The organism is Candidatus Cloacimonas sp. (assembly GCA_035403355.1).
Taxonomy (GTDB): Bacteria; Cloacimonadota; Cloacimonadia; order Cloacimonadales; family Cloacimonadaceae; genus Cloacimonas.
Window position 1 is genome coordinate 29,642 of the sequence record DAONFA010000001.1, and the last position, 22,821, is coordinate 52,462.

Sequence of the window (22,821 nt, forward strand, 5' to 3'; positions counted from 1 at the left end):
ATATGAAAAAAGCGTATCTTATTCTTTGCCTGATGTTTTGCCTAAGTATCAGCTTAGTGGCACAAACAGATTTTTACGATATCAATACCGTGAACACAATTCAGTTATTTTTCACGCAATCCAATTGGGATCAAATTCTTGACCAGCTTTATGCGGCAGGAGAAGAACGGTTGGTGGGCACAGCAATTATCAACGGAGTTACTTATGATAGTGTAGGAGTGCGTTATAAAGGCAATAGTTCCTACAGTGCAAATCGCAATAAAAACCCTTTCAATATTAAGGTGGATCATATTATTGAAGACCAGCTGATTGACGGAAAATATGGAACAATTAAGCTTGCCAACGGTTTTTCCGATCCTTCTTTTGTGCGGGAAACCCTTTCCTACGAAATTGCCCGAAAATATATGCCTGCCTGCAAAGCCAATTATGCTAATGTTTGGGTGAATAATGTCCTCATTGGTGTTTATACTTCCGTGGAAGATGTGGACAGCAATTTTATGGCAGAACATTTTCATACTTCTGGCAAGCCACGTTTTAAGTGTGATACCAATACTATGGCAACTGTAACCGTTTGGGGTTACTTGGGAGCTGATTCTACTGCCTATATGCAATATTACGGTTTGGAATCAGATTACGGCTGGAATACTTTAATCAACTTTACTAATACCCTGCAAAACAACTATGCTAACATAAGCCAGGTGATGAATGTGGATCAGAATTTATGGATGTGTGCTTTTGATAATCTCTTGGTAAATTTGGATTCACCCATCAATGTCTTTCATAATTTCTATCTTTTTGCCGATGCCGATAACAGAATAAATCCTCTGCTATGGGATTTGAATATGTCTTTTGGCGGCTTTCAAGGTGGTTCCGTTTCCGGTATGCAAAATCTTGATCCCTTGCGCAATGTGAATAGCAGCACTTTTCTCCTGCTCAAGAATGTATTAGTAAATCCTCGTTACAAAAAGATGTATCTTGCTCATATACGCACAATGATAGAAGAGAACTTTTCTAATGGCTGGTATGCAACCAGGGCAGCTGAATTGCAAAGTATTTGCGGTCCCTCTGTGCAAAACGATCCTAATTACTTTTATACTTATGCCAATTTTCAAGCAAACTTGAATAATCAGGTGGGAGGTGGTTCAGGAGGTCCCGGAGGTGGACAAACCGTTCCTGGAATTACTCAACTGATGAATGCTCGGGCTACCTATCTTTTAAGTAATACCAATTTTGCCGGAACTGTCCCTACAATGACGGTGCAAAATTATTCTCCTGCCAATCCTGAGCCGGGCTCAACAATGCAATTTACTGCTACTTTTACCAATGCTACTTATGCTCAGTTGGGTTTTAAACAGGACATAGCTCACAAATATACCTATTATCAAATGTATGATGATGGAGCTCATTCCGATGGTGCTGCTAATGATGGTGTGTTTGGAATTAGTGTTCCTGTCACTTATGGTGATATCAATTATTTTTTCTGGGCAGAAAATACTTCGCAGGGGATGTTCTTTCCTGCGGGAGCAGAACACGAATATTACACAATTCCGGTTGCCGGTTTTACGGGGGAACTTTTTATCAACGAAATTATGGCAAAAAATGCCTCTTATACCGATCCGAATGGCGAATTTGATGACTGGGTGGAAATTTACAATCCCAATGATTATGCAGTTGACCTTGGCGGGATGTATATGACCGATAGCCATTACAGCAATGGAATAAGTGCCTGGACACAAATTCCGACAACTAATCCTGATGTTACAACTATTCCTCCGCATAGTTATAAAATTGTGTGGTTTGATGAAGACCTTGATCAGGGTCCTTTGCATATCAATGATAAACTCGGAGGCGGAGCAGACGCTGTTTATTTAATTGATACGGATGGGATTACAGTTATTGATAGTTATATCTGGACTGAGGCAGCTGATTTAAATGTAGATGACAGGTCTATTGGCAGATTACCTGATGGCAGCGATAACTGGATTTTATTTGGAGCGGGACAAACCAATCCCTGCACTCCCGGCGCTTCCAATCAGGGAACTGTAAACACGCTTCCCATTATTGAAAATATTGCTTATAGCCCTCTTATTACAGATGAAAACAGCATTATAACCGTTTCCACCAGTGTTAGTGACAGTGATGGAACTATAAGTAGCGTGCAATTATTGTATGGCATTTCCGACTGGACTTTGAACACTGTGGCAATGAGTTTAAACCAAAACAGCTACACTGCCCAAATCGGATCTTTTGCTTTGGGCTCTATTATTAAATACCGGATTCAAGCAACCGATAATGCCTCAGGGATAACTCAGTCACCTGTCTATTCAATACTGATTGGATATACTGCTCCAGTTCTATATATTAATGAATTGATGCCTTCCAATGCTACAACCGTTATGGATGAAAACAGCGAATATGAGGATTGGATAGAAATATATAATCCCAATGATTTTGCAGTTGATTTAGCGGGCTATTATTTGACGGATGATCATTATCCCGATACCGGAACTTCTTTAACTCAAATTCCTGCCGGTTTTTCCGAGACCATCATTCCTGCCCACAGCTATAAAATAATCTGGTTTGACGAAGACCTTGACCAGAGTCCTTTGCATATCAATACGAAATTGAGCACAACAGCTGATGCTGTATATTTATTAGCTCCGGATATGTTAACCGTAGTTGATCATATTGCCTGGAGCGAAGATTTGGCTTTAGGCAGTGATATTTCTTATGGCAGATATCCTGATGGGAGTGAGAATTGGATACAGTTCGGAGTTGATTTTGAACATCCCGTAACGGCAGGAACAAGCAATAATCCTGTGTCCAATAACGATAACAACATTACTCCGGTAGTGATCAGTTTGGATGTTTGGCCTAATCCTGTAAGAGATGTTCTGAACATCAATCTGAAAGGTGCCTCCGATAAATATAGAGTGAAAGTATATAATCTTAAAGGTCAGTTAGTTGCGGATTACTATACTGCCCAAGGCGGTAAAAATGAATGGAACCTGAAAGATAAACACAGCAACAGAATCAGCAGTGGAATCTATCTTGTCCGCACGCAATATGCGGGCAAACAATTCAGTAAAAAAATCTGTATCATCCAATAAGGAGTAAAAATGAAAAAGTTCTTGTTCATAGCATTCATCCTGATGTGGGCTGCATTAAATGCTACCGTTATTTCTTCCTGGACTTTTGAAAATACACTTTTACCTTCAACAGGTAGTGGAACTGTTTCTTTAATCGGAGGAGTTACGGATGATGGTTTCAATACCGGTTATAGTGGAGGACTGGGTTGGAGTACTACATCTTATCCTGCTCAGGGAACTAATAATATGACGGCAGGAATAATGATTGAGCTCTCTACCCAGAATTTTCAAAATATAACTATCAGTTGGGAGCTTCGGCATAGCAATAAGTCCGCTAATAGAGCAGTCCTGTTTTATACTTTGGATAGAACCGCAGCTGAACCGGTTTGGATTCAGGCAGGGGTTTACGATGCTACCGGTGGTGACAGCTGGTTTCCCAATTCTTTTGATGCGAATTCTATTGCCGGGATAAATAATAATCCTAATCTTGCTTTTAAGCTTGTTTCCGCTTTTGCCAATTCAGAGAATACTCTTTATATGCCTTCCGATCCCACAAAGGTTTACGATGGCGGCAAATGGCGTTTTGACGATATTATTATTTCAGGAACTTCTGCTGCTCCTTATGTGCAAATAACTTCAGAGTTGCAACCTTTTTATGCTATGGTGGGAGATGTTTCCCCGGTTCAGACCTATCAGATAACTGCTACTAACTTAACCGGAAATCTAATTGTTACAACTCCTCAATATTTTTACCTGCGTTTGTTTGATACCGATTCCTTCGTTTCTTCTTTAGAGCTTATTCCTCGTAATGGTTGCTTTGATAGACAGATACAAGTGGTTTTTCAGCCAACCGTAAGCGGCAATTTTAATGGCAGTATTTTACATAACGGAGGCGGAATTACTTCTCAACTGATTGAAGTTAGCGGTTCCACCATTTTCCCCGAGCCGACAAATTATCCCGTTTCTTTATCTGCCTCTGGAATAAACTATTATCAGGCATATCTGAATTGGACAGATGCCACAGGGGCAATTTTACCGGCTGGTTATCTGATTAAAGGTAGTGAAAACGGCTTTTCAGATATTGCAGACCCCATTGATGGCATTCCTGAAAGCGATGCAGAGCTTAGTAAAAATGTCAGTTATAGCGTTCAGACCCAGCTATTTTATGGATTAAAAGAAAATCAGGCATATTATTTTAAGATTTTTCCCTATACCAATAGCGGAGACAACATTGACTACAAAGTTGATACTAACGTACCTTCTGTTCAATGGACAACCCCTACAGGACCCGTTGGTTCTGTTTTACTCCCGGGAGATTTAGCGTTTGTAGAATATGCTACCGATTCCCCTGACCGTTTCAGTTTCGTGCTTTTGAAGGATATTTTGGAAAACACTAAAATATGCTTTACCGATAAAGCGTGGACGGGAACCGCTTTTACGGCAAATGAAGCCCTCTATGAATGGAGAGGAGTAGGACGCACTTATGCTACAGGAGAAGTTATTCATCTGGTTGAAGGGCAAACCTTTACCAATGAAGGTATCCATAGTCCCGGTGTAGAAGGTCTTTCCAACGACGGTGAACAAATTATTGCCTTCCAGGGAACCATAAACGAGCCCTCTTTCATTGCAGCTATTTCTTCTACCGGATGGTTAACAGAGGGAACAGTAAGTAACAATAGTTCCTACCTTCCTTCCGTTTTAACCTTGGGAGTAAATGCTTTAGGTTTTGCCACCGAAGTGGATGATGGTGTCTATAATGGTGCTACCACAGGTTCCGTTGCTGAAATAAGAACTGCTCTTAATAATCCAGATAATTGGAACAGAGCGGGGAACTTGAACAACATCATTTTTCCGAACTGGAATTTTGTATTAAATGCCCTGGTTATTCCGGAACCGCTGATTACCCAAATCAGTAGCACTACGATTAGGATTTCCTGGCAACCGGTATCCGGAGCTACGCATTACAATGTCTATAAATCTACATTACCGTATGCCAGTTTTCCGCAGGACTGGGTTTTGGCAGCGGATAATGTCACTGGACTATTTTGGGAAACGACCGAAATTACTAATCCGAGACAGTTCTATCGCATTATGGCAGCTAACTGATTTATGCTTTTATCTTGCTTTGCCGGCTGGGATGTCCTTCCAGCCGGCAAATTATATTTAGGCGTGATAAATTCCAATTTGAGCAACTTCCGGTAATAATATGCATTTCATATTGAAAAGACATAAAAGGAAAATAAGGTTTAGCAGGTTGAAAAGGTTTAGAGGGTTGATATCCAAAAATGGCTGCTAAACCCTTCGCTCTAAATGTGTCACTCTAAGGAGCTTTTTGTTCAGGAAGAACGACGTCCTCGTCGTTCAAGCACAAGAAGAGGTTGACCAGGAGGTCAACCATCCGATCTCGCCCTAAGGGGCTTTCAGGATGCGGGAAAAGGATAAAAAATATTGTAGCTTACACTAAACGAGGGGCTTACGCTACCATCGCTATCATTGTGTCGTCCTAAAGGGCTTTTATTTTTGTTCATATAATCATCATCTATAACAATAAGTCCTCTAAATCCTTAAATCCTGAAATCCTTGTTTCTAAAATGCCAAATTTGTAAAACCTGTAAATCTGCGTGAAAATAAATCTAAGATTATTGCATATAAAACTACAAACAATGCCCTTCAATTATGTTATCAAAAATTCAGAAGACACGCAATAACTTTTGCAGTGCAACATTTTTCAAATGTAACAATCGCTTTTCTAATAAAATCCCCATATTTTGTCTAATTCCTTCCTTGCTTGAGGACATTAATTTAGCGTTTAACATCCCTTAATCAAGCGTTAATAATTAACGCTTGATTAAGGTTTGATTAACACTTGATTGACGCTTATAGCTAAGGGCGAAAAGCGCAGCTGGCATCCGATATGCTGTCTATTAAAGTAGCAAATACTTAAGAATAGATAAATACCTATTGCATTTAATATCATTATAGAGAGGATATCAGCATTGTTGTAATATTCATACAATCCAATGGGATTTCTTATTTGAATATTACTCTACAATAGCCATAAATTAGAGAGATAATATGCTTGCTCTTAATTGATAAATTGTATTATTAATATTAACTAAGTGGTTTTCATCTGAGGGAACAGGATAACTTCCTTGATGGAGTCGTTTTCCGTTAGCAGCATAACTAAGCGGTCTATACCGATTCCCTGACCCCCCATTGGAGGCATTCCGTATTCCAGCGCTTCCAAAAAATCCTCATCCACAACATTGGCATCGTCAATTCCCAAAGCGCGCAGTTTTGCCTGTTCTTCCAAACGCGCTCTTTGTTCTAAAGGGTCATTCAATTCACTGAAGGCATTGGCAAATTCCCCGCCTGCAATATACAGTTCAAAACGGTCTGCAACAAAGGGATTTTCGGGTTTTGCCTTTGCCAGAGGAGAAACCTCTTTGGGAAAATCGCAAACAAAGGTTGGCTGAATTAGCGTTTCTTCAATAAATTCTTCAAAAAGCAGAGCAATCAGTTTCCCTTTTTCTGAGCCGGCAGGAATCTCTAATCCCTTGTCTTTACAGACAGAGGCAAGCTCCTCTAAGCTGATGCTCATAACATCCTGCCCCAGATATTCACTAACCAGATCGGGTAACGATGCTCTTTTCCATTTTCCGCTTAAGCAAACCTGGTGCTGATGATAAATGAAAGTATCCTTGCCGATTACATCCATTGCCAAATGCTTAATCAGCTCTTCAGCGATATCCATCATACCCTGCAAATCGGAATATGCTTCGTAAAACTCAATCATCGTAAATTCCGGATTATGAGTTCTATCCATCCCTTCATTGCGAAAATCCTTGCCCAGCTCGTAAACACGCTCAAATCCACCTACAATTAAGCGTTTTAAATAAAGCTCCGTAGCAATTCTTAAATATAAATCCATATCCAGAGTATTATGATGAGTAATAAAAGGTCGGGCATTAGCACCTCCGTAAAGTGGTTGCAAAATAGGGGTTTCCACTTCAATATAACCGTGACTATCCATAAAATTGCGAATAGCGGTTATAATTTTGGCGCGCAGAGCAAAGACCTTTCTATGTTCAGGATTGAGCAAAAGATCAAGATAGCGTTTACGATAGCGCAATTCAATATCGGAAAATTCATCGTAACGAATAGTTTTGCCGTCAACAATCTTTTCTTTAACTGCCGGCAGAGGTCTGATATTTTTGGAAAGAAGCGTTATTTGACTGCATTTTAAAGAATACTCACCTGTCTGGGTGAAAAATGGTTTTCCCGTTGCCTGAATAAAATCGCCGGCATCACAGAGCTTAAAAAGTTCGTAATTTTCTTCGCCAATAGTATTTTGAGCCACATAAAGCTGAATTTTTCCGGAACTATCTTCCAGATCGCCAAAACCGATTTTTCCCTGTCGGCGCATAGCTGTTAAACGACCGGTTATAGTAACTTCTTCATTTTTTTGCAGGCACTCTTCTTTATCTGCCAAAAGAGAAGATATATAATTAGTTCGGAGGGATTTTACAGGATAGGGATCAATCCCCAGCGCTTTGATTTTTGCCAGTTTTTCTTTACGCAACTGGATAAACTGATTGGATTTGGAGAGCATTACGGCTGTTTATAAATCTTTAAAGGGATTATCTGTTACAGGATTCACTTTTTGGCTGGCATACTTGCGCCAATCCTCATCATTACGATTTCTTCCACCCCGGCGCTGATTTGAGCTATGAGGTCTATCGTTATGCTGTTCTCTATGATTATGTTCTTCAGAACGGGCACGCTCTTCAGCAATTTCCATCGGTGTGCGGTCTGTATAATCCAAAGTAATTCTGTGATTATCTTTATCTATGGCAGTCACCATTAAAGTTATGGGATCGCCTGATTGAAAACTATCGCTTTTCCGGACTCTGGATTTAGGTAAAAGCCCTGTAATACCTTCACTGATAGTAACAAAAACGCCAAAATTGGTGGAACTTTCTACAATTCCTTCAAAAGGATTTTCCAGCTGTACAATTTCGTCAATTTTATCCCAAGGGTCTTCTTCCAAGGCCTTCAAGGAAAGGGATATTTTGCGGGTATCTTCATCTATGCGAAGAATTTGCACCTGCACCCAGTCCCCTTCTTTTACAATTTCCCGCGGATGAGATATTTGGCGATTGCGGCTCATTTCAGAAACAGGTATCAGCCCTTCCACCCCGGGTTTAAGTTCTGCAAATGCTCCAAAATTATGTAAACGCAGAACCCGACAATTAATAATATCGCCTTCGTGCAGTTCTTTCAATGCCTGTTCAAAAGGATTTTCTAAAAGCGCTTTGCGGGACAGGGCAATTTTTTCTCCCTTAATATCCAGAATTTTAACTTCAATTTCCTGCCCTTTTTTCAGCTCGTCCTGCGGTTTAACTATATGCTGCCAGGAAATTTCCGAAATATGTAACAAACCCTCAATGCCATCTAAATCTACAAAAGCGCCAAAAGTGGTCATCCGCAAGACCTTGCCGGTAACAACATCCCCTACATTCAGTTTGGCTAAAGCTGCTTCTTTTCTTTCCTGCTCCTGCATTTCTTCAAGCTGCCGATGCGAAACAACAATCCGACGGCAATTTTCGGAACATTCTATTACCAGAAAATCCATCGTTTTGCCTATATATTGAGCAGTATCTTCTGAGGACCTTTGAGATACTTGAGAAACGGGACAAAATGCCTTTGCTCCTAAAATATCAACATTAAAGCCACCCTTGGTAGGAGTAAATATCTTTCCCTGCACGGGAATTTTCTTTTCGTATGCCTCAAGGATTGACTGCTTATCTACATATTGCTTGGTTAAACTTTTAGCTATAACATAGCCATTTTCATTCTGGTCAACAACATAACCTTTTAAGCTGTCTCCCACTTTGTAAGATAGAACTCCACTGGCGTTGGAAAATTCTCCGATTTCGGCATAAGCATCATATTTGCCGCCCAAATTCAAAATTAAATATTGGTCGCTGATACTTACAATAGGGGCTTCAATAACATCGCCCTTTTTAATTTCAGCCGTGTTTTGAAAGGATTCTTCCAACATCCGCAGATATTCATCCTTCATTTCTCTCATAGCAGCTTTGCTGCTGGTAGTATGTAACTTATCTGACATAAGATTCTCCTAAAGGCAATTCAGAAAGACCAACTTTCCTGTTGCCTTCTTTTTGTAAAGGTTTTTATTCCTCAGCTTCTTTTAATTGTAAAAATAAGTGTCTGTTAGCTAATTAAGACCCCTGTTATAAACCTCTGTAAATCCTAATAATTCAGTTGCCCTATTTCAGATTGTATATCTGCGACTGAGTTACCTGAAGTTCTTGATAAAAAACTCCTTATCTTGTGGCAAAAAAGAATACTAAATCTGTTTTTATTTGACAATTATCATAGGATCTGAAAATGATGCTTTTCATAAGTTAAAGCGGGTTATTTAAACCGAAGAGCCAGATAAATGGCTAAAGGATTGACTATGGCAAACGATATTGAACTGCTGGATGAAATTCTGGCTAAGTATCAAGGCAAAAAGGGGTCTTTAATTCCGTTATTACAAGAAACGCAGAATACCCTGGGTTTTTTATCCCGGGAAACAATGGCTTACATAGCGGAAAAAATGCATATTCCGGCAGCTGAGATTTTTGGTGTAGCTACCTTTTATTCAATGTTTCGTTTAAAACCACAGGGAAAACATCTTATTCGTGTTTGTAAAGGAACTGCTTGTCATGTTTCCGATGCGGATGGCATAAAAAAAGCCGTGATGGATGCATTACAGCTTTCCGAAGAGGAAAATACAACTGCCGATATGCAGTTTACTGTAATGGAAGTTGCCTGCCTGGGTTGCTGTTCTTTATCTCCGGTAATTATGATAGACGGAAGAACTTATGGTAAATTAACGCCGGGGGCAATTCCTGCTGTTCTGAAACAATATGAAACCGAGGATACTTTATGAATAATATAATCGTAAAAGTTGGTTTGGCAAGTTGTGGTGTTGCAGCTGGTGCCAAAGAAGTATATAATGCCCTGGAACAATATCTTGAAAATAATCCAAGACCTGTTACTCTAAAAAAGACAGCGTGCATTGGAATGTGTTTTGAGGAGCCAATTGTGCAATTTGAGGGCTCCGAACTTGGTTCTATTCATATCGGTAGAGCTAATCCGGAAACCATAATTCAAATACTGGAGGACTATATAGCCGGAAAAGCACCTGCCGAAAATATCATTTTAGCTGAAAAGATAAGCGGTAAGCATAATGCTCTTTTGGCAAATCAGCAAAGAATCGTTTTACGCAATTGCGGAATTATAGACCCGGAATGCCTTGAGGATTATGAAGCCGGAGATGGTTATAAAGCACTGCAAAAAGCACTGCAAATGGAAAGAACAGCCATCATTGAAGAAATTAAAAAATCCGGTTTAAGAGGAAGAGGTGGAGCTGGTTTTCCTACAGGGCTGAAATGGCAATTTTGTGCCTCTGAAAATTCGGATAAGAAATATGTAATTTGTAACGCTGATGAAGGAGACCCCGGTGCTTTTATGGACCGCAGTACTCTGGAAGGTGACCCCCATTCTGTAATTGAAGGTATGACTATTGGTGCTTATGCCATTGGAGCTAACGAGGGCTATATTTACTGTCGTGCAGAATATCCTATGGCTTTGGAACATTTGAAAACAGCTATTTCTGCCGCCGAAGAAAAGGGTTATCTGGGAAAAAACATTCTGGGCAGCTCCTTCAGTTTTGATTTACATATCAAAGAAGGAGCCGGTGCTTTCGTTTGCGGAGAAGAAACTGCTTTAATGCAATCCATTGAAGGAAAAAGAGGTATGCCAACTCTACGCCCTCCGTATCCTGCAGCAAAAGGACTTTGGGGCAAACCAACAAACATCAATAATGTAGAGACCTGGGCAAATATTCCCTGGATAATTATGCACGGGGCACAGGAATTCAGGAAATACGGAACGGAAAAATCACCCGGAACCAAGGTCTTTGCCTTAGCCGGAAAAATTGCCGGTAGCGGTTTAATTGAAGTTCCCATGGGAATTACATTGCAGGATATTATCTACAATGTCGGAGGAGGAATGAAGACCTCCAAACCCTTTAAAGCAGTCCAAATGGGAGGTCCTTCCGGGGGCTGTATTCCTGCTGAAAAACTTGATACTATAGTTGATTATGATTCTATTACGGCAACAGGTGCAATTATGGGTTCCGGAGGTATGGTGGTAATGGATACAGGAACCTGTATGGTTGATGTAGCCAGGTTTTTCCTTAATTTTACCCAAAACGAATCCTGCGGCAAATGCACTTTTTGCCGCATTGGTACAAAACGGATGCTGGAAATTTTAACCCGCATTACTGAAGGGAAAGGTGAATTGCAAGACATTGAAAAACTGGAAGAACTGGCAGTAAATATTATCAAGGGTTCTCTTTGTGGTTTGGGTCAAACAGCTCCCAATCCGGTTTTAACTACTTTACGCTATTTTAAGGATGAATATTTGGCTCATATTGTAGATAAACACTGTCCCGCAGGTGTTTGCAATGCTCTCATAACCTATAAAATAAATCCCGAAAAATGTATCGGCTGCACTCTTTGTGCCCGAAAATGTCCTGTTTCCTGCATTTCCGGACAAGTAAAACAAGTTCATACTATAGACCAAAGCAAGTGTACTAAATGTGGAACCTGTTTCCAGGTATGCAAGTTTGATGCCGTAACTAAAGAATAGGAGTTTAGGCAATGATAAATGTAAGTTTAAACGGAAAACCAGTGAAAGCAGAGCCCGGAATTACTATTTTAGAACTCTGCAAACAGAATAAGATAGATATTCCTACTTTATGTAACGATGAAGAATTAAATCCTTATGGTTCCTGCTGGGTTTGTTTGGTAGAAGTAAAAGGCAGAAAGGGTTTTGTAACATCCTGCGGAACTATTATTGCAGAAGGAATGGAAATTATAACCGATAGCGAGTCCATTCACACAGCTCGTAAAATGGCTTTGGAATTACTTATTTCCAATCACTATGCGGATTGCATTGCTCCCTGCACAATTGCCTGTCCTGACCAGGTTGATATTCAGACCTATATATCTTTAATAGCCAATGGCAAATATCATGAGGCAGTGAAAGTTATTAAAGAGAAACTCCCAATGCCTCTATCTATTGGAAGGATATGTCCTGCCTTTTGTGAAAAAGAATGCCGCAGACAAATAGTAGATGAAAGCATTGCTATCAGGCAGCTGAAAAGATATGCTGCCGATGTGGATAACGAAGATGTATGGAATTATGTTCCTGAAAAGTTACCTTCCAAAAACAAGAAAGTTGCCATTATCGGAGCCGGACCCAGCGGACTTACCTGTGGCTATTATCTTTCCCACCTGGGCTATGAAGTTCATATTTATGAGGCAGCTCCTAAGGCAGGGGGTTGGTTGCGTTATGGGATTCCGGAATTTCGGCTTCCCAAAGATATTCTGGATGCGGAAATAGAGCTTATTTGCACCAATGGAATGCAGATTGAATATAATCAACAACTGGGCAAAGATGTCTTTTTACAAGACCTGGCAAATGATTTTGCTGCAGTGTATCTTGCCCTCGGAGCTCAAAAAGCAGTGCCAATGCCGGTTAAAGGTAGTGATTTGGAAGGTTGTTTTTTAGGGGTTGATTTCCTGAAAGCACACGCTTTAGGCAATTCTCCTGATTTAGGATTTAAAGTAGCCATCGTTGGAGGTGGAAATACTGCTGTTGATTGTGCCCGAACTGCTGTTAGAAAAGGTTGTGAAGTTGCTGTTATTTATAGAAGAACCAAAGCTGAAATGCCTGCCGAGCCAAGCGAGGTCTTTGCCTGTGAACAGGAAGGCGTGAAATTTTACTACCTTGCCAATCCTGTAGAATATATAGGTAAAGGTGGACATCTAACCAGCGTAATTATTGAAAAAATGCGTTTAGGAGAACCCGATAAAAGCGGAAGAAGAAGACCTGAACCAACCGGTGAATTTTTTGAACTGCCTTTTGACAGTATTATTGCTGCTATTTCTCAGGTTCCTGAGGTGGATATCTTTACGGAAGAGAAAAACTATGTAGCAGATAAAATATTGCCCATTTCGCGTTGGCAAACAGCTATTGTGGATGAATCAACTATGTTTACCGGCTTGGGAAATGTGTTTGCCGGAGGCGATTTTAGAAGAGGTGCTGCAACAGCTATTGAGGCAATTGCTGATGGAAGAATTGCCGCAACCGCTATAGACAGATTTTTGGAAACAGGAGAAATAACTGCTGAACTTATCCCTTTTGACAGTAAAAAAGCTAACACAGTGAAAGAAATCAGCCCTGAAGAGTTTTCTATTTATGAAAAAATAGAGCGACGGGAGATGCCGGAACTGCCTGTTGAAGAAGCAAAAATCAGTTTTAAAGAAGTGGAGCTTGGTTTTTCGGAAACAGCTGCCGTAAGTGAAGCAAAACGCTGTCTGGAATGTGGTTGTTTTGTGAATGAGACCTGTTTCCTGCGTAAATATTGCACTGATTATTTAGTTAATCCTGCTCAATTTTTAGGGGATAAAAATAAACATCCGATTGACTACACTCATCCTTTCATCGTTCGGGATGCCAATAAGTGTATTTATTGCGGACGCTGTATCAGAACCTGTGCCGAAATTCAGGGTCCGGCTGTTTTGGGCTATATTTATAGAGGTTTTGCCACTCTCGTAGCTCCAGAATTTGGGGATTCGTTAACAAAGACAAGCTGTCTTTCCTGTGGAAAGTGTATTGATGTTTGTCCCGTGGGGGCTTTAACAGAAAGGACTGTTCACTATAAATTCAATCCTCATCCTAAAGATATTTCTCTGCAAAATTGCGGTTTATGTGGAGTGGGCTGTTTTATTCAAACCGAAACCCAGGCAGGAACTATCACCCGGGTTACAACTTCACAAAAGGAACCTGGCTTTAACGGTAAAAATCTCTGTTTTAAGGGAAGATTTGGCTGGCAAGGTCTTGATGATAAAGATAGATTGACTGTGCCTCTGAAAAAAGAAAAGGGCATTTTTAAAGAAATCAGCTGGCAGGAAGCAACTGACCTCATAGCAGAAAATATATCTTTAGGCAAAACCCAACGCTTTGAAATCAGCCCCTATATTTCTCTGGAAGAAATGCTGCTGCTGAAAAGAGCTGCGGATAAATATTCTACCGGGCTTTCTGCCAATCCTGCTTTTTCAGCTTTCAGCGATTCCTGTATTTCCTTAAGACCTCAAAAAGAACCCTATAGAATTTTGGACAACTTTCAGGAATATGTTGTTTACGGAGAACTGAATCAGGTGCTGGCAACTTTAATCCGTTTGCAACAAAGAAAAGGCAAGAAATTAACCCTCGTAAACTATCCGGAAAGCCCCTTTTCCCGTTTTGCCGATGCTAACTATGCAAATTTAAAAGAAGTTATGGCAACGGAGAAAACCCTGTTTGTTTATAATCAGAATCGCATCTCAGAACAGGAAGCATATAATTTATGGTGTTTTGCCTCGGAAAAAGGAAAAGATAATCTTCTGGTTTCTACCGATTATCGTAATCATCCTGGTTTTTTAGCGATGCAGCCGAATTTTTCGCTAACCGTTTCCGATTTTGTTATGGGTTGGGGTGTTTATCCTTCGTTAGCTGCTGAAGCAAAATTCAGGGTTGCCGTAATGACTTTTAAGGATGAAAAAGCACCTGTGGATTTGTTAATTCCGGCTCCAAGTTATCTGGAAATGGAAGGAACCGCTTTAAGCGACATTGGACAGGTAACAAAAAGTGCCAATCCTGCCAAGTCAATTATAATCAATGAATTGATGAGGATGTTCTATTGCCTAAAATGGATTCATCCCAATAGCGCTGAAATACCTTTTTGGAATGCTGAAGCGGAAAAGTTGCTGGTTAGTTTACAGAATTATGTTCCGGCAAAGTTTGAACCGAATGCTGTTAAAAGTGCCGAACTGAGTAAAACTATCAATGTTATTCCCTCTCAGGTAGAAAAGTATATCGCTAACCTTTTTGAACAGAGACAAAAGCCAACAAAATTCTCCGGAGGGTTGACCTCCTGGTCAACCAAGGAGTAACATTTTTTAGAACGACAAGGACGTCGTTCTTCCGGAAAGGGATGTCGTTTTCCGGAGGGTTGACCTCCTGGTCAACCAAGCATTAACATTTTTTAGAACGACGGGGAAGTCGTTTTTCCGGATGGGGATGTCGTTCCTCCGCAAGAAAAAAAGAGAGGAGCTTCAGTGAGCTCCGGTTACCCATTTTGCGGAGCTTCAGCGAGCTCCGGTTACTCATTTTGCGGAGCTTCAGCGAGCTCCGGCTACATAATTTCAGCTATCACTGCATCTCTTTTGGTTTTGGCAAGAGAGTGCAGTTCATAGCCAAGTTCTTTATGTTTTTGTTGCAAAGCGGATAAAATATCAGACGCAGTATGCTTTTGCAGCATTTCCTGCCACAAAATTTTGTGTTCTTCTTTATTCCAATAGAGGTTTAAGAGCTTGGCAAAATTTTCCAGTTGCTGCATTTCCTCAAAAGAGAGGGCATCCGAGGCAAGGCATTGATAGGGTGGCTGGTTAAGCCATTTATAATTTAAGTCCAAAGCAATTTTCTGCATCGGGGTATCGGGAAGAATTTTTAAAATGCCCAGTTGGACAGCATCCGGAAGAGTTGCACAGACCTCATTTAAGCCATTTATCACGGAAGCATAATTTTCTCCGGGCAGTCCGGCAAGCAAATCAGTATGGATGCGTATTTTAGTGCGTTTTTTCAGTTCCAGCAAAGTCCATTTTGCTTTTTCCCAATTTGATTTTCTGCCACAGTTCAAAGCCACTTCTGAGTTTATGGTCTGAATGCCGATTTCCAAACGGATTCTATTTTCCGGCGCTTTTTCCAGTATGGCAATATCGTCTTCTGTCAGCAAATCAGGGTAGATTTCAAAATGGACATCGCCAAGGCAGTTATGTTCAATAAAGAAATTCCAGATATGATGTGCCATTTTTTTTTGGAGGTTAAAGCTGCGGTCAACGAATTTAATAGTTCTGGGTTGTAAAGAAATTAAGGTTTCCAGTTCCTTATTTAGGCATTGCAGATCTTCTTTATTTTCAGGATGATAACGAAGTTCAGAGCGTTTATCGGAAGCTGAAAGACAATAGACACAGGAAAACGGACAGCCCCTAAATGTTTCGTAATATAGCAATTTGCCTTTTAAAGTTTCTATATCGCTTTGTCTGTAAGGAAAAGGAATATCTTTCAAGGGAATATGTTCTGCCTGAAATAATTCTTTTTCATTTGCAGAAAAATCGTGTTCTGCCAAATAACGAAATTTACCTTCACCGGCACCTTGGACAATGTAAAGCCCTTTTCTTTTCAGGCAGGATAGGTTTTTTGCTTCAGGTCCGCCAATTACAATAACTGCTTCCGGCAAAAGTTTGCTAACTTCAGGAATCAATTCCTGCAGATAAAGACGGTTCCAAATATAGGCAGAAAAACAAAGGACATCGGCATTTTGGCTATAAATATCATATAGCACATCCAAAAGTCGGTCTTTTAATGTCCATTCTTTCAGAAAAACGGTATAAGGCAAATCTGCAATCATTTCCCGTAAGTAGTAAAGGGCAGGATTGGATTGACTCCAGCTGCTGTTTATGGCTGTTAGAAGAACTTTTTTCATTTTTTCCTTCCTTGTAAACACTGAGGACACAGAGGACACAGAGGACACTGAGGACACTGAAAACACAGAGAACACAGAGGACACTGAGAACACTGAGAACACAGAGAACACTGAGAACACTGAGGACACAGAGAATTCCAGTAATAATTATAAAAGTTTAATAGACAGCTAATTACTACTGGATTTAGTCCTGCTAATCCTATTGTTGCAGTTATCCGTTTTCTATAAATCCTAACTTACATCGTCGCACAAAATCTCTTTTTCTCTTTTCCTCTTTGTTCAATTCAATCTCTTTTTCTCTTTTCCTCTTTATCTCTTTGTATCATAAACTTTCAGTGTTCTCAGTGTTTTCAGTGTTCTCAGTGGTCAAAATATCTCTCTTTTTCTCTTTATCTCATTGTATAATAAACTCTCAGTGTCTTCAGTGTTCTCAGTGGTTAAAACATCTCTCTTTTTCTCTTTGTTGTCAGTCCTATATCTCAGATAACCATCTCATCAGATTCCCATATTGCGATACGGGAACGATACGGGAACGATACGGGCATCATACGGGAAAGCGTTATGGGTTTTCCAACCGGTTTTACTCCTTGTTTCTGGGGTGTCCTTTTTTATATGCCTCTTTAATATCTTCCAGGGAAATGTGGGTATATGTTTCTGTAGTAGAGAGTAAAGAGTGTCCTAAAAGTTCCTGGATAGCTCTTAAGTCCGCTCCTCTGGAAAGCAAATGGGTGGCAAAACTATGTCTTAACGAATGGGGTGAATAGCCCTTAGCTCTGGCAACGAGTTCAAAATAGCGTTTTAGAATGAGGTCCAGCTGTTTTGTGTCAAATGCTTTACCGCTTTTTGTTAAAAAAAGCAAATCGGGACTTTCTGCTCGCCAAAAATGTTGTCGCACATTTAAATAGTTATTTATAGCCGCAACGGCATACGAACCAAGGGGAACAATACGCTGTTTATTGCCTTTTCCTGTAACCCTTACCAGCCCTCTTTTAAGATCTATATCCTGCAAACGGATTCCAGCCAGTTCGGAAATCCGCAATCCGGAAGAATATAAGGTCTCCAAAATTGCCTTATTTCTTATTCCAAAGGGGCTATCGGTATCCGGAATAGAAAGTAAAGTTTGCACTTCTTCTTCGGTAAAACATTTGGGGAGAGGAACTTCGTATTTGGGACGCTTAATTTTTTCCATGGGATTATTTTGAATTATATCGTTTCTTTTACCATAACGGAAAAAAGCATTCAGGGCAGCGCTTTTACGAGCCAAAGAGCGGTTGCAATCCGGTTTTTCATTTAAGAAGCGTAAAAAATCCCGTATATTAAGAACAGTAATTCCTTTAATATCCACTTCGCCATTTTCAAAATAGCGTTTCAGAAAATTGTGGAATTGTTCCAAATCCAGCTTATAGGCAGTAATCGTTCGGGGCGATTTGCCTTCCAAAGCCAGATAATTACAGAAATCAGCAATATAATTTTCCATAAAGCCATTTTTTCCTTGCCTTAAAACTAATCAAGCAAAAAATGGTATTAGCTAAAAAAAGGGAGGACGAATGAACCGGTTTATTGACGAAAGTGCTGAAATTGGAAACAATGTTACCTTGGGCAATAATGTAGTTATTATGGCAGGAGTCCAAATCGGCAATGACTGTAATATAGGGCATAATGTTGTTATTCATCCGGATACAAAAATCGGAAATGCCTGCCGGATTGATGATGGAACCATAATTGGCAAAAAACCGCTTTCCTCTCCACGCAGTATATTTAAGGTTGCTGAGGACTTAAAAGGCGCAAAAATAGGTGATTTTTGCCAGATTGGCAGCAATGTAATTATTTACTGTCAATGCACTGTGGGTAGCCGAAATTTGATTGCTGATCTGGCAACTATTCGCGAAAATGTAACCTTAGGCGATTTGAACATTGTGGGCAGAAATGTTACAATAGAGAATTTTGTGCATATAGGCAACCGAAATAAGCTGGAAACAAACTGCTATGTAACTGCCTATTCGGAAATCGGGGACTATTGTTTTATAGCACCCTGCGTGGCAACAAGTAACGATAATTATATGGCTCGCGATAAAGAACGCTTTAAACACTTTAAAGGAGTTACAATGATAAGTGGCTCTCGGATTGGAGTTAACGCTACAATTCTGCCCGGGAAAGTTATTAATGAAGATGGAACAGTAGCTGCAGGAGCTATTGTAACCAAAGATGTTCCCGCAAAAACAATCGTAGCAGGCAATCCGGCAAAGCCATTTAAAGAAGTTCCCGAACCGCAACTAATGGAGAATAATTTGGATAAGCAATGAAAACACTAATAATTATCCCTACCTATAATGAAATTGAAAACATTGAACAACTGCTGGAACAGGTCTTAGCTAAAAGCGAAACAATTGAAGTGCTGGTGATTGATGATAACTCTCCAGACGGCACTGCTTTAAGAGTTAAATTTATGCAAAGTTCCGAACCGCGCATTCATTTATTGGAGCGTCCGGGCAAAATGGGGCTCGGTTCTGCTTATGTTACCGGCTTTAAATACGCCTTGGAAAAGGGCTATGACTATATTATGGAAATGGATGCCGATTTTTCGCATAACCCTGATGATATTCCCCGCTTTTTGGAAACAGCGAAAAAATATGATTTAGTGATTGGCAGTCGCTATTGTGACGGAGTGAACATTATTCACTGGCCTATTAAAAGATTACTAATCAGTTACTTTGCCAGTAAATATGTGCGTTCAATTACCAGAATGCCTATTAAAGACCCCACCGGGGGATTCAAATGTTTTAGGCGTAAAGTGCTGGAAAGTATTGATCTGGATAATATTCTGTCGGATGGCTATGCTTTCCAGATAGAAATGAACTTTAAAGCATGGGTGAAAGGTTTTCGCATCAAAGAAATACCGATTGTGTTTACAGAACGACTGAACGGCGTTTCTAAAATGAGCCGAAAAATTGTTTGGGAAGCTGCCTGGATGGTTTGGCGTTTAGAAATGATGAAAATACTAAATAGATTGAGATAAAATAACAGGATACGCATAATGAAACGATTGATAATACTGTGCTGCGTGTTTTTTCTTGGGCTATCGCTTTCGGCAATAACAATTCCCAGAGTTTATGTGCAAAAACTGACACTGGATAACGGCAATAATCCTACCATAACCTGGGAGAAAGATAAAAGTGCCAATGAATATATCCTTAAAGCATGGATAAATACCCGTCCGGAGGAAATAGTAAGTACGGAAACTCATCCGCTGCATACTATTGCTTTGAAACAGGTGGGCGACGGGAAAAAATTTCCTGTTACCGTTATTGCCAGTTTGCAATTGGGAAATTTCCCCAGCCAATGGCAAGCTGGAGAAGTTATTCATCTGGAAGTAACCCATAAAAAAACAGGACAGAAAAAGACCTGGACGCAATCCATCCCTGAAGGCACAAATTTAATAAAAATGCTGGAGAAACCGATTGTTATTCCCCCCTATACGAAAAAGAAAAACAAATAATGCTGGAAAGAATTAATAATCCCGATAAATTGAATGAAGATGTAGAGCTGGATAGAGCTTTACGCCCCCGCTCTTTAAAGGAATTTATCGGGCAATCTCATATCAAGGAACTTTTGGATATTAGTATTAGGGCAGCCCAACTGCGGGGTGAATCGCTTGACCATATCCTTTTTTACGGACCTCCCGGTTTGGGAAAAACAACCCTGGCAGGAATTATAGCACGCGAAATGGGGGTAAATATTACTGTTTCCAGCGGTCCGGTTATTGAAAAACCATCGGATTTAGCAGGAATTTTAACTAATCTGCAACGGCACGAAACACTTTTTATAGATGAAATTCACCGCCTATCCCATATAATTGAAGAATATATCTATCCTGCAATGGAGGATTTTGAAATGGAGATTATTCTGGATAGCGGTCCCAATTCCCGCACTCTAAAAATTCCGCTGGAACATTTTACTTTGATTGGTGCCACTACCCGAGCCGGATTATTAACCCCTCCTTTGCGTGATAGATTTGGAATCGTGCTGCGTTTGGATTATTACGATCAGGAATCCATTGCCCAAATAATTCGCCGAAGTGCACGCCTGTTAAATATTCCTGCAGAAGATGATGGTGTTCAAGAAATTGCCAGACGCAGTCGGGGAACCCCTCGCATTGCCAATCGTTTATTAAGAAGAGTGCGGGACTATGCTCAAATTAAAGGTGAAGGAATAATAACTTTGGATATTGCTTTGGCTGCCTTACAAATGCTGCAGGTGGATAATGCCGGCTTGGATGAAATGGATAAACGCATTTTAACTACCATTATTGAAAATTATAATGGCGGTCCTGTTGGCATTAAAACAATAGCTACAGCCATCGGTGAAGATTCCGGAACCATAGAAGAAATTTTTGAACCCTATTTGGTGCAGCAGGGCTTTCTGGAACGCAGCCCCCAGGGCAGAAAAGTTACTTTCAAAGCATACCGTCATTTAGGTTTAACTTCTGCCCCCGAGCAGACAGAGATTTTTTAACAGAGGCAAATGCATACCAAAACAGTGATTTCGGGCATTCGCTGGACTCTTTCCACTACTGTTTTAAGAAGAATTATCAGCTTAATTCTGTTCATCTTTCTGGCAAAATGGCTAACTCAATCCGATTTTGGTATTTACCGCAGCTTTTCGGCAATTTTAGCTCTCCTTACTTATCTTACTCATTTAGGGCTGGATTATCTGTATCTTGTTTCCAGAGGGAAAGAGCGCGTAAATTTGCTGGCTCTTTTGCAGACAGGATTACTTGTTTCTGCCTTGATAACTGTTTTGCTGGCTGTTTTTGGTAAAAACATCGGGGCTTATTATCATAGTGCAGAACTGGGCAAAGTTCTTGTTTATGGCGGGGGCTTAATTTTCATTGAATCCCTGCGTCGTATCGTTCGTGTTTATGCTCAAAAGAATTTTCAGTTTAAAGACCTGGCTTTGGCAGAAACCCTGAATGTCTTCATATATTCTATTCTCTGCCTTGCTCTTATCTATTTTTGGCGTTATGCCTGGTTGTTTATTTTGCTTTTTTACATAGGCAACTTGGGGGAACTGGTTTATTTGTGTTGTAAATTGCCCCGCATACCGTCTTCCTTGCTGAAAAGGGTTTTTAGTTTCAGCTGGCTGAAAAAGACCTTTGCACTGTTTTCCCGAAACGGCAATTTCCTGCTGATGGTTAATGCGATAAATCTTTTACAGTCCTATTCTATCAATGCTCCAATCTTGTTTTTGGGAACTTTGGTGGAGCCGGCTTTAATGGGTGTTTATTTCTTTGCTTCACAACTAATTGCTATTCCGGTAGGGATGCTGAATGCTTCCTTCGCTCAGGTTTTCTTTCCGGTTTTAGCTAAAAGTGAAAAGTCCGCAAGTGTTACCGGTATCAGGCATTACACTTCTCTGGTGCTGAAAATAGGCATTCCGGCTTTGATTGTTTATGCCCTTCTTTTGCAATATCTGGTTCCTGTAATCTGGGGCGATAAATGGCTTTCAGCAATGCCGTTAATCCTTTATTTGGTAATCTATTATGGCACCAGTATGCTGCATAATCCAATTAGCGGGATACCTTTTATTTGCCGCAAACCGCAATGGGAATTGCTGTGGAACATTGTTACTCTCTGTTTGCGGATTTTAGTGCTGTATTTGGGTTTACGGGTAAGTTTTACTTTTGCCGTGTTGCTGTTTTGTTTGGTTAGTGCAGTTATGCACTTTGCTTTTTACTATATGTCCTTAGCTTTGCTGAAAGCAGATTTATGGCAGATTACGCTTGATATTTTAACTTATCTTCCGTTGCTATTAGTGCTGGCATTAGGTTGCCTGTATATGTGGAAGTTATCTTTTGTGTTTCCGCTGGTAGTGCTAATTGGATATGTTTTGTATCTTTTAGTGGCAGAAAAGGAAACCCTGCAGGAAGTATTGTCTCTGATAAAAAAATGAAGAAGTGAGAAGGAAAAAGATTTCAGTCAGAAGCCCCCGGAATGAAGTCAGAAGCGGTTACTGTAGGCATAGCTTTTACCTTGCTTCCCGATTTTGCTTGGCAATGAGAACTCG

General features: G+C 40.2%; 14 protein-coding genes. 10 read left to right on the plus strand and 4 right to left on the minus strand.

Features of this window, described 5'->3' with window-relative positions; translation table 11 throughout:
- The first annotated feature begins 2 nt into the window (after positions 1-2).
- Together PLE33_00105 and PLE33_00110 are read left to right on the plus strand one after the other, a co-directional pair.
- On the plus strand, positions 3-3,110 hold the full coding sequence (locus tag PLE33_00105) for a CotH kinase family protein (GenBank protein HPS59648.1): 3,108 nt from the start codon (positions 3-5) through the stop codon (positions 3,108-3,110).
- 9 nt (positions 3,111-3,119) lie between these two features.
- The gene (locus PLE33_00110) at positions 3,120-5,195 is read left to right on the plus strand and encodes a hypothetical protein (protein HPS59649.1); all 2,076 of its coding nucleotides are present in this window, start codon (positions 3,120-3,122) and stop codon (positions 5,193-5,195) included.
- A 1,009-nt stretch (positions 5,196-6,204) separates the two neighbouring features.
- Here the strand turns inward: PLE33_00110 and lysS are convergent.
- Complete coding sequence (lysS, locus tag PLE33_00115) at positions 6,205-7,701, minus strand: lysine--tRNA ligase (GenBank protein HPS59650.1); 1,497 nt, start codon at positions 7,699-7,701, stop codon at positions 6,205-6,207.
- A 9-nt stretch (positions 7,702-7,710) separates the two neighbouring features.
- Complete coding sequence (locus tag PLE33_00120; protein HPS59651.1) at positions 7,711-9,222, minus strand: S1 RNA-binding domain-containing protein; 1,512 nt, start codon at positions 9,220-9,222, stop codon at positions 7,711-7,713.
- Between the two features lie 333 nt (positions 9,223-9,555).
- On the opposite strand from PLE33_00120, the gene nuoE reads away from it, so the two are divergent.
- Genes nuoE through PLE33_00135 form a run of 3 tightly spaced genes read left to right on the plus strand, consistent with a single transcriptional unit; the run spans position 9,556 to position 15,166 of the window.
- A complete protein-coding gene (gene nuoE / locus PLE33_00125; protein HPS59652.1) occupies positions 9,556-10,050 on the plus strand; it encodes an NADH-quinone oxidoreductase subunit NuoE in 495 nt (164 codons plus the stop codon).
- A complete protein-coding gene (locus tag PLE33_00130) occupies positions 10,047-11,816 on the plus strand; it encodes an NADH-quinone oxidoreductase subunit NuoF (protein HPS59653.1) in 1,770 nt (589 codons plus the stop codon). The genes nuoE and PLE33_00130 overlap by 4 nt, the downstream gene beginning before the upstream one ends.
- An 11-nt stretch (positions 11,817-11,827) precedes the next feature.
- Complete coding sequence (locus tag PLE33_00135) at positions 11,828-15,166, plus strand: FAD-dependent oxidoreductase (protein ID HPS59654.1); 3,339 nt, start codon at positions 11,828-11,830, stop codon at positions 15,164-15,166.
- A 242-nt stretch (positions 15,167-15,408) separates the two neighbouring features.
- On the opposite strand, the gene PLE33_00140 is transcribed toward PLE33_00135, so the two are convergent.
- A complete protein-coding gene (locus PLE33_00140) occupies positions 15,409-16,758 on the minus strand; it encodes a DUF4080 domain-containing protein (GenBank protein HPS59655.1) in 1,350 nt (449 codons plus the stop codon).
- Positions 16,759-17,338: 580 nt separating this feature from the next.
- Entirely contained in the window at positions 17,339-18,235 is an 897-nt protein-coding gene (locus PLE33_00145; GenBank protein HPS59656.1) for a tyrosine recombinase XerC, read from the minus strand.
- Positions 18,236-18,305: 70 nt separating this feature from the next.
- Between PLE33_00145 and PLE33_00150 the strand changes: the two genes are divergently transcribed.
- From PLE33_00150 to PLE33_00170, 5 genes are read left to right on the plus strand one after another with little or no spacing between them, the layout of a single operon-like run.
- Entirely contained in the window at positions 18,306-19,061 is a 756-nt protein-coding gene (locus tag PLE33_00150) for a DapH/DapD/GlmU-related protein (protein ID HPS59657.1), read from the plus strand.
- Positions 19,058-19,774 carry a polyprenol monophosphomannose synthase gene (locus tag PLE33_00155; protein HPS59658.1) on the plus strand — a complete coding sequence of 239 codons (717 nt, stop codon included), beginning with the start codon at positions 19,058-19,060 and terminating at the stop codon, positions 19,772-19,774. The genes PLE33_00150 and PLE33_00155 overlap by 4 nt, the downstream gene beginning before the upstream one ends.
- Positions 19,775-19,792: 18 nt before the next feature.
- On the plus strand, positions 19,793-20,254 hold the full coding sequence (locus PLE33_00160) for a hypothetical protein (GenBank protein ID HPS59659.1): 462 nt from the start codon (positions 19,793-19,795) through the stop codon (positions 20,252-20,254).
- Positions 20,254-21,270, plus strand: coding sequence for a Holliday junction branch migration DNA helicase RuvB (gene ruvB, locus PLE33_00165; GenBank protein ID HPS59660.1), 1,017 nt, complete (start codon positions 20,254-20,256; stop codon positions 21,268-21,270). Before PLE33_00160 ends, ruvB begins: the two co-directional genes overlap by 1 nt.
- Positions 21,271-21,279: 9 nt before the next feature.
- Positions 21,280-22,707 carry an oligosaccharide flippase family protein gene (locus tag PLE33_00170; GenBank protein ID HPS59661.1) on the plus strand — a complete coding sequence of 476 codons (1,428 nt, stop codon included), beginning with the start codon at positions 21,280-21,282 and terminating at the stop codon, positions 22,705-22,707.
- Positions 22,708-22,821 lie beyond the last annotated feature (114 nt).

Coding starts and splice junctions, on each gene's coding strand:
- PLE33_00120 (HPS59651.1), bottom strand. CDS start 9,222: ATGTCAGATAAGTTACATACTACCAGCAGCAAAGCTGCTATGAGAGAA.
- PLE33_00105 (HPS59648.1), top strand. CDS start 3: ATGAAAAAAGCGTATCTTATTCTTTGCCTGATGTTTTGCCTAAGTATC.
- PLE33_00130 (HPS59653.1), top strand. CDS start 10,047: ATGAATAATATAATCGTAAAAGTTGGTTTGGCAAGTTGTGGTGTTGCA.
- PLE33_00135 (HPS59654.1), top strand. CDS start 11,828: ATGATAAATGTAAGTTTAAACGGAAAACCAGTGAAAGCAGAGCCCGGA.
- ruvB (HPS59660.1), top strand. CDS start 20,254: ATGCTGGAAAGAATTAATAATCCCGATAAATTGAATGAAGATGTAGAG.
- PLE33_00170 (HPS59661.1), top strand. CDS start 21,280: ATGCATACCAAAACAGTGATTTCGGGCATTCGCTGGACTCTTTCCACT.
- PLE33_00150 (HPS59657.1), top strand. CDS start 18,306: ATGAACCGGTTTATTGACGAAAGTGCTGAAATTGGAAACAATGTTACC.
- lysS (HPS59650.1), bottom strand. CDS start 7,701: ATGCTCTCCAAATCCAATCAGTTTATCCAGTTGCGTAAAGAAAAACTG.
- PLE33_00155 (HPS59658.1), top strand. CDS start 19,058: ATGAAAACACTAATAATTATCCCTACCTATAATGAAATTGAAAACATT.
- PLE33_00160 (HPS59659.1), top strand. CDS start 19,793: ATGAAACGATTGATAATACTGTGCTGCGTGTTTTTTCTTGGGCTATCG.
- PLE33_00110 (HPS59649.1), top strand. CDS start 3,120: ATGAAAAAGTTCTTGTTCATAGCATTCATCCTGATGTGGGCTGCATTA.
- nuoE (HPS59652.1), top strand. CDS start 9,556: ATGGCTAAAGGATTGACTATGGCAAACGATATTGAACTGCTGGATGAA.
- PLE33_00145 (HPS59656.1), bottom strand. CDS start 18,235: ATGGAAAATTATATTGCTGATTTCTGTAATTATCTGGCTTTGGAAGGC.
- PLE33_00140 (HPS59655.1), bottom strand. CDS start 16,758: ATGAAAAAAGTTCTTCTAACAGCCATAAACAGCAGCTGGAGTCAATCC.